The organism is Pseudarthrobacter quantipunctorum (genome assembly GCF_045291495.1).
GTDB lineage: Bacteria > Actinomycetota > Actinomycetes > Actinomycetales > Micrococcaceae > Arthrobacter > Arthrobacter quantipunctorum.
Genome location: NZ_CP148033.1, coordinates 4285646 through 4301960, shown reverse-complemented (window position 1 = coordinate 4301960; position 16315 = coordinate 4285646). Strand labels below are relative to the sequence as shown.

At 61.6% G+C, this 16315-nt stretch carries 11 protein-coding genes and 3 rRNA genes; 1 reads left to right on the top strand and 13 read right to left on the bottom strand.

The features are described 5' to 3' along the window. Positions 1-316: 316 nt before the first annotated feature. The 10 genes from WHH00_RS19625 to WHH00_RS19580 form a co-directional block, all read right to left on the bottom strand. Positions 317-3349 carry a glycoside hydrolase family 2 TIM barrel-domain containing protein gene (locus WHH00_RS19625; protein ID WP_406635432.1) on the bottom strand — a complete coding sequence of 1011 codons (3033 nt, stop codon included), beginning with the start codon at positions 3347-3349 and terminating at the stop codon, positions 317-319. Positions 3350-3440: 91 nt separating this feature from the next. Next, the gene (locus tag WHH00_RS19620) at positions 3441-4448 is read right to left on the bottom strand and encodes a LacI family DNA-binding transcriptional regulator (RefSeq protein ID WP_406635430.1); all 1008 of its coding nucleotides are present in this window, start codon (positions 4446-4448) and stop codon (positions 3441-3443) included. 120 nt (positions 4449-4568) lie between these two features. Further along, positions 4569-4685 (bottom strand): 5S ribosomal RNA (rrf, locus tag WHH00_RS19615). 219 nt (positions 4686-4904) lie between these two features. Then, positions 4905-8031 (bottom strand): 23S ribosomal RNA (locus tag WHH00_RS19610). A gap of 520 nt (positions 8032-8551) precedes the next feature. Continuing rightward, positions 8552-10074, bottom strand: a 16S ribosomal RNA gene (locus WHH00_RS19605). The 16S, 23S and 5S rRNA genes sit together here, the layout of an rRNA operon. Before the next feature lie 666 nt (positions 10075-10740). Then, positions 10741-11046 (bottom strand): 30S ribosomal protein S14, encoded by a 306-nt coding sequence (rpsN, locus tag WHH00_RS19600; RefSeq protein WP_009358853.1) that lies wholly within the window; start codon positions 11044-11046, stop codon positions 10741-10743. A 2-nt stretch (positions 11047-11048) separates the two neighbouring features. After that, complete coding sequence (gene rpmG / locus WHH00_RS19595; RefSeq protein WP_013602737.1) at positions 11049-11216, bottom strand: 50S ribosomal protein L33; 168 nt, start codon at positions 11214-11216, stop codon at positions 11049-11051. Next, the gene (rpmB, locus tag WHH00_RS19590) at positions 11216-11452 is read right to left on the bottom strand and encodes a 50S ribosomal protein L28 (protein WP_013602738.1); all 237 of its coding nucleotides are present in this window, start codon (positions 11450-11452) and stop codon (positions 11216-11218) included. Before rpmB ends, rpmG begins: the two co-directional genes overlap by 1 nt. Before the next feature lie 254 nt (positions 11453-11706). After that, the gene (locus WHH00_RS19585) at positions 11707-12468 is read right to left on the bottom strand and encodes an SGNH/GDSL hydrolase family protein (RefSeq protein ID WP_406635426.1); all 762 of its coding nucleotides are present in this window, start codon (positions 12466-12468) and stop codon (positions 11707-11709) included. 52 nt (positions 12469-12520) lie between these two features. Then, on the bottom strand, positions 12521-13000 hold the full coding sequence (locus WHH00_RS19580) for a MarR family winged helix-turn-helix transcriptional regulator (RefSeq protein WP_231457185.1): 480 nt from the start codon (positions 12998-13000) through the stop codon (positions 12521-12523). A gap of 70 nt (positions 13001-13070) precedes the next feature. On the opposite strand from WHH00_RS19580, the gene WHH00_RS19575 reads away from it, so the two are divergent. Next, entirely contained in the window at positions 13071-13358 is a 288-nt protein-coding gene (locus WHH00_RS19575) for a YciI family protein (protein ID WP_231457184.1), read from the top strand. Here WHH00_RS19575 and WHH00_RS19570 read toward each other — a convergent pair. From WHH00_RS19570 to WHH00_RS19560, 3 genes are all read right to left on the bottom strand, one after another. After that, a complete protein-coding gene (locus WHH00_RS19570; protein WP_406635424.1) occupies positions 13355-14197 on the bottom strand; it encodes an SGNH/GDSL hydrolase family protein in 843 nt (280 codons plus the stop codon). The genes WHH00_RS19575 and WHH00_RS19570 overlap by 4 nt on opposite strands. 265 nt (positions 14198-14462) lie before the next feature. After that, positions 14463-15503: a siderophore-interacting protein gene (locus tag WHH00_RS19565; RefSeq protein ID WP_406635422.1), complete on the bottom strand. Its 1041-nt coding sequence runs from the start codon at positions 15501-15503 to the stop codon at positions 14463-14465. After that, positions 15500-16315, bottom strand: a complete 816-nt coding sequence (locus WHH00_RS19560; protein WP_406635420.1) for an ABC transporter ATP-binding protein — start codon at positions 16313-16315, stop codon at positions 15500-15502. The genes WHH00_RS19565 and WHH00_RS19560 overlap by 4 nt, the downstream gene beginning before the upstream one ends.

Below are 16315 nucleotides of genomic sequence, written 5' to 3'. Positions count from 1 at the left end.
CTTTCGAGGAGCTTTGCAAATCGGCGTTTCCGGCGCTTTGCGTTGCTCTCAACCGTCCCCACCCTTATCCGGCGCGCCAGCAGGCGAACCATTTTCAGGCTGTTTGTAAGGGGGTTGGTCGCTATTTTTCCGCTTCAGCGGCGGCGACTCAGAAAACAATACACGGCTGGCGGCTGCTCCGCAAATTCCGCCCGGGGCAGGCCCCATGCCTCCAAAAACCCCGGAATTCCGGGACTTTCGGAGGCGTGGAGCCCGGTTCAAGCCCTCTGCAGGAGGATGCGGCCCAGTATGTACTGGCTCACATATACCTGTACCGTCAGCTGCCCACCTTCAGGGTCAGGCTGAAGTCTGCATCCCGCGGCTTGAGGCGGTACTGCTCCAAAACGCCGGGACCGCAGGCAGCAGTCCCCACCCCTCGCAGCGCATGGTCGAGGTACAGATAGGTCCGCCCGTCCGCTTTCAAGTCCGGCCGATGTGCCGCCGCGTCCAGGACATGCTGGCCGTAGGGCCGGACGGTCAGTGCAAAGGCGTCGCCGCTGATCTTGAGCATCCTGTCACCCAGCTGCAGCGCGGCGGACCTGGTACCGGACCGGGCACCGCATTCCTGCGGCCGCACGTAGTCCACATCCATATCCTTCAGAGGCAGCGAGAACCAGCCAGTCCGCGCCCCCTGACCGGTGTCCGGGTAACTCTGGTGGGGACCTTGGCCGAACCAGCTCACAGCCCCGGTTTCTTCCCCCAGCACGAGTTCCAGCCCTATCCGCGCCCACTCCACCTCGGAGCCGCGGTTGACCCAAGAGCCGTCACGCCGGACCCGGGTCCGCAGCCCAACAGTCTCCCCGTCGGTGCTCCAGGTGTAGTCCACAAGTACGCCGTACTGTTTGTCTGCTGCGCTCACCCGCGTAGACACCGTGAGGGTCTCGCCCCCGTCCGGTCCTGCAGCTGCGGAGATGCTGAGCAACCGGGCGTGGAGCCGGTCCAGCCTTGCGTCCTGCCACTGGGTTGCCAGCGGCCGCTCGTCGGCGCCGCCCCACTCCCGGCCGAGATCATTGTCGGTCGGAGCCCACCACAAGTTCAGCGCCAGCTTCTCCACCGGAATGCCGCCAATCGAGGCAGGCATGCCGGTGGCCCGGTCGAAGACAACCTGCCCCAGTGTGAGTACATTTCCCTGGACCTGGACGGACTCAACCGGCGCCGGCGTCACAGGCGCCGCAGGCTCCCGGACAGACTGCCCCCACGCAACTTCATGCCCCGCATCCGCCCAGTCGGAATCCGCACTGAGAACCGCCTGAACGGTGAGGACGGCCGGCTGGCCATCAGGCAGCCCTGCTGCCAAGGCGGCAACGCTGGCGGGCAGCTCCACAACCGTTTCGGACTGGGGTGCGACGTGCGCGACCTCCACGGGGCCGGCGTCGAGCGTGCCGCCGTCGGCCGCCACTTCGTAGCGGAAGCTGAACGCGGAAGTATCCGCAAAGTCCTGGCCGTTGCGGAGGGTGAAGCCGGACCAGTCGCGGGCGACCTCGATGCGCAGCGGCGCGATGACCTTCTTGAAGTCCAGCAGACCGGGCCGGGGATTGCGGTCCGCGTCAACAAGCCCATCCGTGACGAAGTTGCCGTCATGGACTTCCTCGCCGAAGTCGCCCCCGTAGCCGTAGTGCTCAACGCCGTCGGCCGTGGAAACTGTGATGCCGTGCTCCAGCCACTCCCATACAAACCCGCCCATCAGGCGCGGGTACTTCTCAAAAAGCTCCTGGTACTCGCTCATGCCGCCCGGGCCGTTACCCATGGCGTGCACGTATTCGCAGAGCACAAAAGGCATGGCCCGGCGTCGGGCGTCCAGCCCGGCATCTTCCAGGGCAGGCTCTATCCCTTGGCCGATCAGGGCCGTTTCGGCCTGGCTGGCATACATCCGGGAGTAGACGTCCACATGCGCGGAAGACCAGTCTCCCTCGTAGTGAATGGGACGGGACGGATCCCGGTCCTTGGTCCAGCGCGCCATGGCGGCCAGGTTCCTGCCGGTACCCGCCTCGTTGCCCAGGGACCACATGACCACCGACGCGTGGTTCTTGTCCCGCTCAACCGTGCGGCGCATGCGGTCCACCAGGGCATCCTCCCACTGGGGGTCGTCGCTGGGGTTCTGTGCCCATCCGGCGCTCTCAAAGCCGTGTGTTTCCAGGTCGCACTCGAGCACCACATAGAAGCCCAGCTGGTCCGCCAGGGCGAGGAATTCCGGATGGGGCGGGTAGTGCGAGGTCCGGATCGCGTTGATGTTGTGCTGCTTCATGAGCCGCAGCTCCGCCTCCACGACGTCCCTGGGCACCACCCGGCCAAGCCGTGGATGGTGCTCGTGGCGGTTCACGCCGCGCAGCAGGATCCGCCGCCCGTTGATTTTGAACTGCGCGTCCTCGATGGTGATACTGCGGAAGCCAACCTGGAGTGCGACGTTTTCACCAGCGGTGCCAACGGTGGCCTCGTAGAGCTTCGGGACCTCCGCGGACCAGGGCTCGACGGCGGGGACACGCACCTCCGTGCCGGCGGCCAGTTCCAGGTTCAGTTCGGGAACGCGGACGACGGCGTCAATCGCCTGGCCGCCACGGTTCGCCTCGATCTTGAGCGTGCCTTCGCCGGTGACGTGGTCGTAGCCTGCGTGGACGAAGACGTCGTCAATGCCGGCATCGGGCCTGGCCTGCAGGGTGACATCGCGGAAGATACCTGGGAGCCACCACATGTCCTGGTCTTCAACGTAGCTGGCGGCCGAGAACTGGGCGACGCGGACAGCGAGGGTGTTTTCTCCCTGCTGCAGGATCCCGGAGACGTCGAATTCGTGGGCGAGCCTGCTTCCACGGGTGGTCCCGAGCTCCACGCCATTCAGCCATACGGTCCCTGCCGACTCGATGCCGTCGAACCGCAGGAGGGCATGCGGAAAGAACTCTGGCCCGGCCTCAAACACCACCAGATGGTCCCCGATGGGGTTGGCTTCCGGAACGTGCGGCGGCTCCACTGCGAAAGGGAACTGAACGTTGGTGTAGGCGGGGGCGCCGTGTCCGTGCATCGGCCAGCTGGAGGGCACGGGCAGGATCTTGAACCCGTTCAGATCCTTGCCCAGCTGCCAGCCATCATTGGGGGCCACCCGGACCCCTGGGCTTAGGCGAAACTGCCAGTCGCCGTTCAGGGACAGCCGCGGGGCATCGCTCTTCAGGTAGGCACGCGCCGGCAGGGTGCCCCGGCCCGCGTCGAGGGATTCGAGGTCCTGGATATCCGCGGAGCCAAGCTGCAGGTCCCGGCCTTTTGAACCAGGGGCGATTTGAGAGGTGCTGTCCGCCAGGGCGGATGGTGTTTCGACTGACATGGGCTTCCTTGCTTCAGGGAGTCGCTGCTTACGCGTGAACGTTCACGGTCTGGGCACAAGCCTAGCCTGTTGTGCCCGCGTTGAGTAGGGGTCAGGCCGATTGGCGAAGGACGAGCTGGTGGTTGAGGACCAGTACGCTGTCCGGACTTCCCGCCTTGATCCTGCCGGACAGGAGATTATCCACGAGGTCGACGGCGGTCCGGCCTACAGCCTTCAGGTCAAGTGAGAGTGTGGTCAGCTCCGGCGTGACCAACTCGCCAAGAGGAATGCCGTCCATTCCGATCACGGCGCAATCCTCCGGCACCCTCCGCCCCGCGTCCTGCAAGGCTTTGAGCGCCCCTGCCGCCATAAGGTCGTTATACACCAGGAGCCCGTCGATCGCGCCTTCGTCCTGCATCAGCGCGTGAACGGCTTCCCGCGCTGATTGGGCCGACTCCCCTGCCTGCCGGACGGTGAGCGAAATGCCGGTTTCTGCTGCCGCCGCTGCAACAGCCCGCCCGCGGGTGGTGGCGGGCCCTTCCTGGTCCGCGTCAAGATAGGCGATCCGCCGGCGCCGCCCGGACTGCAGCCGTTCCAGGGCGATCCGGGCACCGTAGGCGTAGTCAAAGGAGATGCCGCCGGCTGCCTGGCTTGAAGGGTAGTCAAGAACCACCACGGGCCGGCGGCCCATCAGTGATTGGGCCGCATCTGAGCTGGGACCGAGATAGCCCACGAGGGCATCAACCTGGGGCCCCAGCCGCTCGACGGCGTCCAGGCCGGTTCCGCTGCCGTGGCCAAAATCATCAACCACCACGTTCCAGCCCCGCTGCGTGGCTTCTTCAACCACACTGGAAGCAAACGCCGGGAAGTAGGGGTTGGTCAGATCAGGGATAGCGAGTCCCAGCGATGTCCGGGCACCCTGTACAAGTGCTTTGGCGAACCGGCTTGGTGAATACCCCAGTTCTGCCGCCAACCGCTGGACGCGCTCCCGCGTGGAAGCGCTGATACCGGGCATGTCATTCATGGCACGGGTGACGGTCTGCCGGGATACCCCTGCAGCCGCCGCAACGTCCAGGATAGTCGCGCGGTGGACCTGTGGGCCGCTGGAAGTCGGGGTCATGACCGTAAGTCTAGGGGGCAGCCAACTGCCTGGTGGTCCGCTGATTTTGAGGCGGGATTGTGTGTTAAATGTGGGAGGCCCCAACCACGTATGTGGTTGGGGCCTCGACCGTTAATGTGTGTCCGGCGGTGACCTACTCTCCCACACCCTCCCGGGTGCAGTACCATCGGCGCTGTGGGTCTTAGCTTCCGGGTTCGGAATGGGACCGGGCGTTTCCCCCACGCTATGACCGCCGTAACCCTGTTACCCGCCACCTGTGTGTCCGTAAGGGACGTTCGGGTGTGGGAAATCTGTGTGGTTACAACATTGTGGTGTTGTTATGTAGTTGTTGGTTCCTTGCCAGCAAACGGGTGGGTTTGTTGGTTGGGAACCACATAGTGGACGCAAGCAGTCTTGTTATCTTTTTACCCTTTCCTGGTGTGAACGTCTTTTGAATCCGTTCACGGAAGAGGGTGTGTGGTGTAAGTTATCGGCCTATTAGTACCGGTCAGCTTCACGAGTCGTTAGTCCTCGCTTCCACATCCGGCCTATCAACCCAGTGGTCTGGCTGGGGGCCTCTCACACACAAGGTGTATGGAAATCTCATCTTGAAGCGAGCTTCCCGCTTAGATGCTTTCAGCGGTTATCCCATCCGAACGTAGCTAATCAGCGGTGCACTTGGCAGTACAACTGACACACCAGAGGTTCGTCCGTCCCGGTCCTCTCGTACTAAGGACAGCCCTTCTCAAATTTCCTGCGCGCGCAGCGGATAGGGACCGAACTGTCTCACGACGTTCTAAACCCAGCTCGCGTACCGCTTTAATGGGCGAACAGCCCAACCCTTGGGACCTACTCCAGCCCCAGGATGCGACGAGCCGACATCGAGGTGCCAAACCATGCCGTCGATATGGACTCTTGGGCAAGATCAGCCTGTTATCCCCGAGGTACCTTTTATCCGTTGAGCGACGGCCATTCCACAATGTACCGCCGGATCACTAGTCCCGACTTTCGTCCCTGCTCGAGATGTCTCTCTCACAGTCAAGCTCCCTTGTGCACTTACACTCGACACCTGATTGCCAACCAGGCTGAGGGAACCTTTGGGCGCCTCCGTTACTTTTTAGGAGGCAACCGCCCCAGTTAAACTACCCATCAGGCACTGTCCCTGACCCGGATTACGGGCCGAAGTTAGATGTCCAAAGTGACCAGAGTGGTATTTCAACGATGACTCCACCCGAACTGGCGTCCGGGCTTCAACGTCTCCCACCTATCCTACACAAGCCACTCCGAACACCAATACCAAACTATAGTAAAGGTCTCGGGGTCTTTCCGTCCTGCTGCGCGTAACGAGCATCTTTACTCGTACTGCAATTTCGCCGAGTTTATGGTTGAGACAGCGGGGAAGTCGTTACTCCATTCGTGCAGGTCGGAACTTACCCGACAAGGAATTTCGCTACCTTAGGATGGTTATAGTTACCACCGCCGTTTACTGGGGCTTAAATTCTCAGCTTCGCCTTGCGGCTAACCGGTCCTCTTAACCTTCCAGCACCGGGCAGGAGTCAGTCCGTATACATCGTCTTGCGACTTCGCACGGACCTGTGTTTTTAGTAAACAGTCGCTTCCCCCTGGTCTCTGCGGCCCCGATCCCCTCCGGACAGCAAGTGTCCATCAAGGTTGGGGCCCCCCTTCTCCCGAAGTTACGGGGGCATTTTGCCGAGTTCCTTAACCATAATTCTCTCGATCGCCTTAGTATTCTCTACCTGATCACCTGTGTCGGTTTGGGGTACGGGCGGCTAAAACCTCGCGTCGATGCTTTTCTCGGCAGCATAGGATCACCAAATCCCCCCAAACGGGGGTCCCATCAGATCTCAGGCATCATGAACAGCGGATTTGCCTACCGTTCGCCCTACATCCTTAGACCGGGACAACCATCGCCCGGCTTGGCTACCTTCCTGCGTCACACCTGTTAATACGCTTGCCTCCCAGGATCAGGTCCTGCGCTCCACCAAAACCCTCACACCACAAGGGCGATCGGGCAGGTCTCGGGCAGTTAGTATCCCCTGTTCAGCATGGGCGGTTTTTCGCCGGTACGGGAATATCAACCCGTTGTCCATCGACTACGCCTGTCGGCCTCGCCTTAGGTCCCGACTTACCCAGGGCAGATTAGCTTGACCCTGGAACCCTTGATCATTCGGCGGACGGGTTTCTCACCCGTCTTTCGCTACTCATGCCTGCATTCTCACTCGTGTAGGCTCCACCGCTGGTTTACACCGCGACTTCACCGCCCACACGACGCTCCCCTACCCATCCAGACGCCTGAACCACAAGGGCTTAGCTAATATCTGAATGCCACAACTTCGGCGGTGTACTTGAGCCCCGCTACATTGTCGGCGCGGAATCACTTGACCAGTGAGCTATTACGCACTCTTTTAAGGATGGCTGCTTCTAAGCCAACCTCCTGGTTGTCTTCGCAACTCCACATCCTTTCCCACTTAGCACACGCTTAGGGGCCTTAGTTGGTGGTCTGGGCTGTTTCCCTCTCGACTATGAAGCTTATCCCCCACAGTCTCACTGCTGCGCTCTCACTTACCGGCATTCGGAGTTTGGCTGACGTCAGTAACCTTGTAGGGCCCATTAGCCATCCAGTAGCTCTACCTCCAGCAAGAAACACGCAACGCTGCACCTAAATGCATTTCGGGGAGAACCAGCTATCACGAAGTTTGATTGGCCTTTCACCCCTACCCACAGCTCATCCCCTCCATTTTCAACTGAAGTGGGTTCGGTCCTCCACGACGTCTTACCGTCGCTTCAACCTGGCCATGGGTAGATCACTTCGCTTCGGGTCTAGATCACGCCACTGCAACGCCCTATTCAGACTCGCTTTCGCTACGGCTGCCCCACACGGGTTAACCTCGCGACGTAACACTAACTCGCAGGCTCATTCTTCAAAAGGCACGCCGTCACCAGAATCAGACTGGCTCCGACGGATTGTAAGCACACGGTTTCAGGTACTGTTTCACTCCCCTCCCGGGGTACTTTTCACCTTTCCCTCACGGTACTGGTCCGCTATCGGTCATTAGGGAGTATTTAGGCTTATCAGGTGGTCCTGACAGATTCGCACGGGATTTCTCGGGCCCCGTACTACTTGGGATACTCATCCGGGCGGTACACAACATTACGGTTACGGGGCTAACACCCTCTCTGGCCGGCCTTTCAAAACCGTTCACCTATGCCTGCACATCACACCCCACCAGTCCGGCAGAACTGGTATGGAAAGTCCCACAACCCCGACCATGCAACGCCCGCCGGCTATCACACATGGAACGGTTTAGCCTGATCCGCGTTCGCTCGCCACTACTAACGGAATCACTATTGTTTTCTCTTCCTGCGGGTACTGAGATGTTTCACTTCCCCGCGTTCCCTCCACGCACCCTATGTGTTCAGATGCGGGTCACCAGGCAACTCGCGCCCCTGGCGGGGTTTCCCCATTCGGACACCCTGGGATCACAGTCCGGTTATCGACTCCCCCAGGCTTATCGCAGATTCCTACGTCCTTCTTCGGCTCCTAATGCCAAGGCATCCACCGTGTGCTCTTAAAAACTTGACCACAAAAGATCAAAAACGCTAATTTTCGAGAAAACCATGGAACCGGACCGCAAACCAACCACACCAAAGTGCAGCAAGCCACGGACAGATCCAGGTTCATATTCTTGGAAATTGCTTCTTATAAAAGATGCTCGCGTCCACTATGTAGTTCTCAAACAACAACCCCGTACCACACACCCCACACACACAACATGCATGATCGGTGCAGCCAGGAAACCAGAAACAAACAAACCCGCACCCCTCCCCCAAAGGGAAGAACCACGGCCCTGTTGCCTCAGGACCCAACAGTGTGCCAAACACTACCCCACAACCCGCACCAGCCGCGTTCCTGAACACCCGCCCTTCCCAAAGGAAAAGAGAACATCCGTACTAACAACCGGTCCGTGCCACCAGGCACCTATTTGTTGATATTCCACCCTTGAGCACCCGCCGCAGAACAAACGTCTGCGCAACGGGCCTTTACTCCTGACAACCCCCACACCCCGCATACACAGGACATGGGAACTGTAGGTGCTCCTTAGAAAGGAGGTGATCCAGCCGCACCTTCCGGTACGGCTACCTTGTTACGACTTAGTCCCAATCGCCAGTCCCACCTTCGACAGCTCCCTCCCACAAGGGGTTAGGCCACCGGCTTCGGGTGTTACCAACTTTCGTGACTTGACGGGCGGTGTGTACAAGGCCCGGGAACGTATTCACCGCAGCGTTGCTGATCTGCGATTACTAGCGACTCCGACTTCATGGGGTCGAGTTGCAGACCCCAATCCGAACTGAGACCGGCTTTTTGGGATTAGCTCCACCTCACAGTATCGCAACCCTTTGTACCGGCCATTGTAGCATGCGTGAAGCCCAAGACATAAGGGGCATGATGATTTGACGTCGTCCCCACCTTCCTCCGAGTTGACCCCGGCAGTCTCCTATGAGTCCCCACCATCACGTGCTGGCAACATAGAACGAGGGTTGCGCTCGTTGCGGGACTTAACCCAACATCTCACGACACGAGCTGACGACAACCATGCACCACCTGTAAACCGACCGCAAGCGGGGCACCTGTCTCCAGGTATTTCCGGTTCATGTCAAGCCTTGGTAAGGTTCTTCGCGTTGCATCGAATTAATCCGCATGCTCCGCCGCTTGTGCGGGCCCCCGTCAATTCCTTTGAGTTTTAGCCTTGCGGCCGTACTCCCCAGGCGGGGCACTTAATGCGTTAGCTACGGCGCGGAAAACGTGGAATGTCCCCCACACCTAGTGCCCAACGTTTACGGCATGGACTACCAGGGTATCTAATCCTGTTCGCTCCCCATGCTTTCGCTCCTCAGCGTCAGTTAATGCCCAGAGACCTGCCTTCGCCATCGGTGTTCCTCCTGATATCTGCGCATTTCACCGCTACACCAGGAATTCCAGTCTCCCCTACATCACTCTAGTCTGCCCGTACCCACCGCAGATCCGGAGTTGAGCCCCGGACTTTCACGGCAGACGCGACAAACCGCCTACGAGCTCTTTACGCCCAATAATTCCGGATAACGCTTGCGCCCTACGTATTACCGCGGCTGCTGGCACGTAGTTAGCCGGCGCTTCTTCTGCAGGTACCGTCACTTTCGCTTCTTCCCTACTGAAAGAGGTTTACAACCCGAAGGCCGTCATCCCTCACGCGGCGTCGCTGCATCAGGCTTGCGCCCATTGTGCAATATTCCCCACTGCTGCCTCCCGTAGGAGTCTGGGCCGTGTCTCAGTCCCAGTGTGGCCGGTCACCCTCTCAGGCCGGCTACCCGTCGTCGCCTTGGTAAGCCATTACCTCACCAACAAGCTGATAGGCCGCGAGTCCATCCAAAACCACAAAAAGCTTTCCACCCCCCACCATGCGATGAGGAGTCATATCCGGTATTAGACCCAGTTTCCCAGGCTTATCCCAGAGTTAAGGGCAGGTTACTCACGTGTTACTCACCCGTTCGCCACTAATCCAGGAGCAAGCTCCCTTCATCGTTCGACTTGCATGTGTTAAGCACGCCGCCAGCGTTCATCCTGAGCCAGGATCAAACTCTCCGTTGAAGTAAAACAAAAACGAACACAACATGGCACCACGGGAAAACGCGGCCACCACACTGCAAAATTTGAAACCAGCTGTAAAAACCAGACCACACCACGGGGTGGCGGACCTGGCCAAAACAACCAATCAATAAAACAATTGGTATCAACAAACTTGGCACACTATTGAGTTCTCAAACAACAGACACACCCGGCACCACCACCAGCACTTCTCAGCCGTGGATCGCTCCGGAGCAACTTCTCAAACTTACCGGATCATTCACTCCGAAGCAAATCCGTGTTTCAGGATTTCCATCTGAGGAGAACCGTTCCCAACCTCTTCAGGAGCGCTCTAAAGCCCTACCAGAATTGGTGTTGATTTTTGGGGGTTTGGCCGCCGTGGTTACCAGCTCTTCGCTGTCTCCCTCGCGGCGACTTAGAAAACAATACACCTGCTCCCGCGCCACTGCAAATCCCCCTGCCAGGAGGGTCCGATCCCCGCCGTTCCGCGGAAGTACGGGCCGTTGGCACCTGGGAGGGGCCTCCGCCGCCGTACTTTTGTTTTGTGTGCTGCGGCACAGTCCTGGAGCCGGCGCGGAAGCCCGGGGAGAGGTGCAGGTTTAACGCAGAAGAGCCGGCAACCATAAGGTTGCCGGCTCTTCTCAAGCAGCTGGTAGCAGCAGTGCTGGATTACCAGGAAGACTTGGTGATGCCCGGGAGTTCGCCCTTGTGGGCCATGTCGCGGAAGCGGACACGGGAGATGCCGAACTTCTGGAAGGTACCGCGGGGGCGGCCGTCGATGATGTCGCGGTTACGCAGACGGATCGGGGACGCGTTGCGGGGCAGCTTCTGCAGGCCCAGGCGGGCTGCTTCGCGTGCTTCGTCGGTTGCGTTTTCGTCAACCAGGGTCTTCTTCAGCTCGAGGCGCTTTGCAGCGTAACGCTCTACGATGACCTTGCGCTGCTCGTTGCGAGCAATCTTGGACTTCTTAGCCATGTTTAGCGCTCCTCTCGGAATTCGACGTGCTGACGGATCTTGGGGTCGTACTTCTTCAGGACCATGCGGTCCGGATCGTTACGACGGTTCTTGCGGGTTACGTAGGTGTAACCCGTGCCCGCGGTCGACTTGAGCTTGATGATCGGACGTACGTCCTTGTCCTTAGCCACTAGAGCTTCACCCCACGAGCCAGGATCTGGGCGACGACTACGTCGATGCCGCGTACGTCGATGGTCTTGATGCCACGTGCGGAAACCTGCAGCGTGACGTTACGGCGCAGGGACGGAACCCAGTAGCGCTTCTTCTGAATGTTCGGATCGAACCGACGCTTGTTGCGGCGGTGCGAGTGCGAAATGCTGTGCCCAAAGCCCGGCTCGGCTCCGGTCACTTGGCAGTGTGCTGCCATGACTTCTCCTCAAGAATTGAAAGTAATGATCCGCATATCTGCTGCTGGACCATGCTGCTAAGGGCGACCCAAAAGTGAAGAAGGGCAACGGTTAGTCACGCAACTTGAGCCCCTAACTACCGGCCGCCCTGGAGAAATTACCGGGCAACCGGAGCAATTGCGCACGCTCCGCGCACTTAGCGCCTACCAAGTCTACGAGTTCACGCAATTAAAGACCAATCCGGCGTCGGAAGGTGTATAAGCAGGCCGTGCAGCTAGAGCCGTGTGAGCTCGGGATACTTCGGCTTCAGGCCGTCGCCGGAGGACTTGCCGGTCACCCTGCGGACCACCCAGGGACCGGCGTACTCGCGGAACCAGCGGGCGTTGGCGCGGAGGGCGTCTACCCCGCTGAGTTCAGGGACGGGGGTCATGGGCGGAATGTCGATGGAGTGGTCGTGTTCCAGGACATCCAGCACCCGCTTGGCCATATTGGCGTGGCCGGCCGCGGACATATGCATCCGGTCCTGCGCCCACATCCCCCAGTCGTAGTACTCGCTGAAGCGCCAGTAGTCCACCAGGAGCGCGCCGTGGTCTCCCGCAATGCCGCGGACCAGTTCGTTGTAGATCGCCGTGCGGCCCCGCATGGTGCTGAACACCTTCGAGCCCCGCGCATCGAAGCCCGTGAACATGACCACGGTGGCACCGGTGGCGCGCAGTTTGGCGATGGCGTCGTCGTACTCCACCAGGAGGTCGTCGATGTCGATCCTGGGCCGGAGGATGTCATTGGCGCCGGCGTAGATGGTCACCAGGGTGGGGTTAAGTTCGACGGCGGCGTCCACCTGCTCAGCCAGGATGTGGCGCAGTTTCCTGCCACGGATGGCGAGGTTGGCATAACCGAAGCCAGGGTCAGCGGCGCCCAGCTGCTCAGCCACGCGATCCGCCCAGCCGCGGACACCGTTGGGGCGGGTGGGATCGTCGTCGCCCACGCCTTCCGTAAAGGAGTCTCCGAGGGCGACAAACCGGGAAGTAAAGTCCATCCGGTTAGTTTGCCACCCGTTGCCGGGAGCAACCAACCAGCCGGCTGGTGGGTCAGTTCTCCCGGAGGATCCAGTGGTCGGCGTCCAGCCGGCCCACTACCTTCTCACCAATCCTTGCCAGGTCCAGGACGTCCTGCTCTGTGAGTGCGTCCAGGAACAGGCCACGAACGTCCTCGACGTGCCCGGGCGCTAGCCCCACGATGGTGGCCATCCCTTCTTCGGTCAGATGGGCGGTGGTGACCCGGGCATCGTGGGGATGGGGCCGGCGCTCAACCCAGCCGCGCTTCTGCAGCTTGGTCACCACGTGCGAAAGCCGGGAAAGGGATGCGCTGCTGCGGGCAGCGAGCTCGCTCATGGGGAGGAACCGGCCCTCAGCCTCGGAAAGCATTGCCAGGACGGTGTAGTCGAAGAGGGACAGCTTCCCCGCGGTGTGGAGTTTGGTGTCGAGGGCTGCGGGCAAAAGGGTGTTGATGCTCACCAGGGCCAGCCAGGCACGGCGTTCGTCGGCGTTGAGCCAGCGCGGTTCGGTCATGTCCCCATTCTACGAGGGCAACGTGGTTGATTCTTCAACTAGGCTCCCCGGCGGCCGGTAGGCTGGGGCCATGTATGTTGTCTCCCTGAGCTACCGGGTTCCGCAGGACATCGTGGATTTCCATAACGCCGGCCACATTGCCTGGCTGCAGCAGGCTTTCGATGACGGCGTCTTTATTGCAGCTGGGCGCAAGGTGCCCAGGACCGGCGGCCTGCTGCTCTCCCAGGCTGACCGCGCCACCCTGGATGCCTGCCTGGCGCAGGACCCGTTCTACACGAATGGCGTTGCGGATTTCGAGGTCATGGAGTTCCACGCCGCAAGGGTGGCACCGGGGTACGAAATCCTGCTGGACAGCTAGGACTCACGCGGGCCGTTGGACGCGCCCGCCAGTTTCTTCAGTCCGCCCTTCCGCGGCACCTTGACCGGATCCGGCCAGCGCGGGCCAAGCGCGTCCCCCAGCGTAACGCCGCGCAGTTTACGGCCGAAGAGCGGCAGTACCCAGTCGCGGATCCAGCGCCGCTGCTGCCGTTCCCATTCCCGCAGGCTGTGGCGTGCCGGCGGCTCCCAGTCCTTCAGCGTAATCTTGTGCGGCACCCCAAGCTGGTCCAGTACCTGCCCCGCAAGGTACTTGTGTCCCGCCTTGGACATGTGCAGCCGGTCCGAGTCCCACATGCGCCGGTCGTGGAACGCATCCAGGCACCAATAGTCCACCAGCACGGCGCCGTACTTTTCGGCAATGGCCCGCACTTGCTGGTTGTAGTAGGTGTTGCGCTTCTTCAACGGCTCCAGCAGGGCCGAGACCTTGATGTCGAACCCCGTAAAGAGCACCACCGTTGCACCGGTTTCCGCCAGCTGCGCCACGAGCTTTTCATAGTCCGCCATCAGCGCGGGCATGTCCGTTGTGAGGTCAAGGATGTCGTTGCCGCCTGCATACAGCGTGACCAGCGTGGGCCGCATCCGCAGCGCCGGTTCCAGTTGCTCGTTGACGATGTGCCGGAGCCTTTTGCTGCGGATGGCAAGGTTCGCGTAGCGCCACCCCGGCTGGGCCTTGGCTAACCTCTCCGCCACCCGGTCCGCCCAGCCGCGGACTCCATTGGGCAACCGCTCGTCCCGGTCCCCCACCCCCTCGGTGAAAGAGTCCCCCAGCGCAACAAACACCCGCCGCCCGGAGCTGGGAAGCAAAGGTTCAGGATGCACCCGCCCACGCTAACGATGTAAGGAAAAGCTAGGACGACGGCGGGATGAACAGTAAGTGCGCGAGCGTCCGCGAAAAACCCACATCAAGTGCGAGAGCGTTGCGGGGGGCTGCAGTGAATTGAGGCGGCGGGAGGGACATTCGGCAGCGTGCGTCTAAGCTGGGCCCACTCGGGCAGGGTTCCCTTGCCGAGCTTGCGAGGCCAGGGGTCCGAGGGGCGGAACGAGCGAGCACGCAGAGAATGTGCCTCCCGCCACCTGGGGAGCGTCACCCCTCGGCTTTGCCCTGCCGCCAGTAGCCCATGAACGCCACCTGTTTCCGGTCAATCCCGACATCCCGGACCAGGTACCGCCGCATGTCCTTGATGACGGCGGCTTCGCCGGCGATCCAGGCGTAGAAGGGCATGGCTCCGGCGGGCATGCCCGGGTTCTTGGATGCCTGGATCTCGGAAGTCTCCATCCGTGCCGGGGTTTCCCAGAGGATGTCCACGTCCACGTTGACGTCCTCCGGCTCGGGGCCCGCGCCGCCGTCGGCCGCTTTGATGCCAACCCAGCCGGGCACGGGCACGGCCTTGCGCACGGCGTCCTGGAGCAGTTCGCCGTGCGGGCGGGACCGCCCGATGGACGCACCGCGTGCCAGCCAGGTGATCTCGACGTCGGCGGGTGAGCTCAGCTCCATGAAATCGCCGGCTTCGGGGACCTCCAGGAAGGCGTGCCCGGTCATGTATGCGGGCAGGCTTTCCAGGATGGCGGAGATGGCCGGAACGGAGGTTTCGTCGCCGGCGAGCAGGATGCGCTGCGCGAGCCCGGGCCGCCATTCGATGCCCGAGTAGGTTTCGGCCGTGACACAGTGCGCAGCCCTGTTGTTGGGGCCGATGATGGTGATCGCGTCACCGGGCTGGGCGTTGAGGGCCCAGTTGGCGGCCGGCCCGCCATGCCCAGAGTCGTCAAAATGCATCACGAAGTCCACGTCGATCTCCGGGTACACCGCGTCCAGGCGGGCCTGGCGGACGGTGTAGGTGCGCATGGAACCGCGCACGGCAGGGTCCATGGCCAGCCATTCCCGGTACCAGCCGGCCTGGCTCATTTCGAAAACGGGGAGGGGCAGCGGGCTGCCGTCTGCTGCGAGGGAGGGGATCATCAGCTTGATCCGGAGGTCCAGGGTGTCGCCGTGGACGCCAAAGTCCCGCAGCGCATACCCGCCGAACGTGATCCTGCGGAAGTTGGGGCTGAGTTCCTGGACCGACGTGACGGTGACTTCGAACGCCAGGGTCATGGGCTCCGTGGAGGCGATGTCGCGGGTTTTCATGAAACGAGCTCCAGTTCGTTGGCGGGGACGTGGTGGCGGCCGATGGGAATGATCAGGGGCGTGCCGGAAACGGGGTCCGGGATGACACGCGATTCGAGGCCGAACACGCTGCGGACCAGGCCTTCCGTGACGACGTCGAGCGGGCTGCCCACTGCCACCACGGCGCCGTCCTTCATGGCGATCACGTTGTCTGCGTAGCGCGCGGCAAGGTTGAGGTCGTGCAAAACGATGGCCACGGTGGTGCCGCGCTGGCGGTTCAGGTCCGTCACGAGGTCCAGGACCTCCACCTGGTGCGCGAGGTCCAGGTAGGTGGTGGGCTCGTCCAGGAGGAGCACGTCGGTTTCCTGCGCGAGGGCCATGGCGATCCAGACGCGCTGCCGCTGCCCGCCGGAGAGTTCGTCCACGTTCCGCCCAGCGAGGCCCAGCGTCTCCGTGGCCTCGAGCGCGCGCTGCACGGCAGCATCGTCACGCTCGCTCCAGCTGCGGAAGAAGCCCTGGTGCGGGTAGCGTCCCCGGCCCACCAGGTCCCGGACCGTGATGCCGTCCGGGGCGGTGGGGTGCTGCGGCAGGAGCCCGAGGGTGCGGGCCAGTTCCCGGGCCGGAAGGGAGTGGATGTCCTTGCCGTCCAGGGTCACGGTGCCGGCCGCCGGCTTGAGGAGCCGGGACAGTCCGCGGAGGAGGGTCGACTTCCCGCAGGCGTTGGCGCCCACGATCATGGTCACCTTGCCCTCGGGGATCTCGGCGCTGAGGCCGTCCACCACGCAGCGCTGGTCGTATTTCAGCGTCAGGTCCTTGGCGTTGAGAACTGCCAC

Excerpts from the sequence above, each read along its gene's own strand:
- WHH00_RS19625 (WP_406635432.1), bottom strand. The coding sequence starts at position 3,349 with ATGTCAGTCGAAACACCATCCGCCCTGGCGGACAGCACCTCTCAAATC.
- WHH00_RS19620 (WP_406635430.1), bottom strand. The coding sequence starts at position 4,448 with ATGACCCCGACTTCCAGCGGCCCACAGGTCCACCGCGCGACTATCCTG.
- rpsN (WP_009358853.1), bottom strand. The coding sequence starts at position 11,046 with ATGGCTAAGAAGTCCAAGATTGCTCGCAACGAGCAGCGCAAGGTCATC.
- rpmB (WP_013602738.1), bottom strand. The coding sequence starts at position 11,452 with ATGGCAGCACACTGCCAAGTGACCGGAGCCGAGCCGGGCTTTGGGCAC.
- WHH00_RS19585 (WP_406635426.1), bottom strand. The coding sequence starts at position 12,468 with ATGGACTTTACTTCCCGGTTTGTCGCCCTCGGAGACTCCTTTACGGAA.
- WHH00_RS19580 (WP_231457185.1), bottom strand. The coding sequence starts at position 13,000 with ATGACCGAACCGCGCTGGCTCAACGCCGACGAACGCCGTGCCTGGCTG.
- WHH00_RS19575 (WP_231457184.1), top strand. The coding sequence starts at position 13,071 with ATGTATGTTGTCTCCCTGAGCTACCGGGTTCCGCAGGACATCGTGGAT.
- WHH00_RS19565 (WP_406635422.1), bottom strand. The coding sequence starts at position 15,503 with ATGAAAACCCGCGACATCGCCTCCACGGAGCCCATGACCCTGGCGTTC.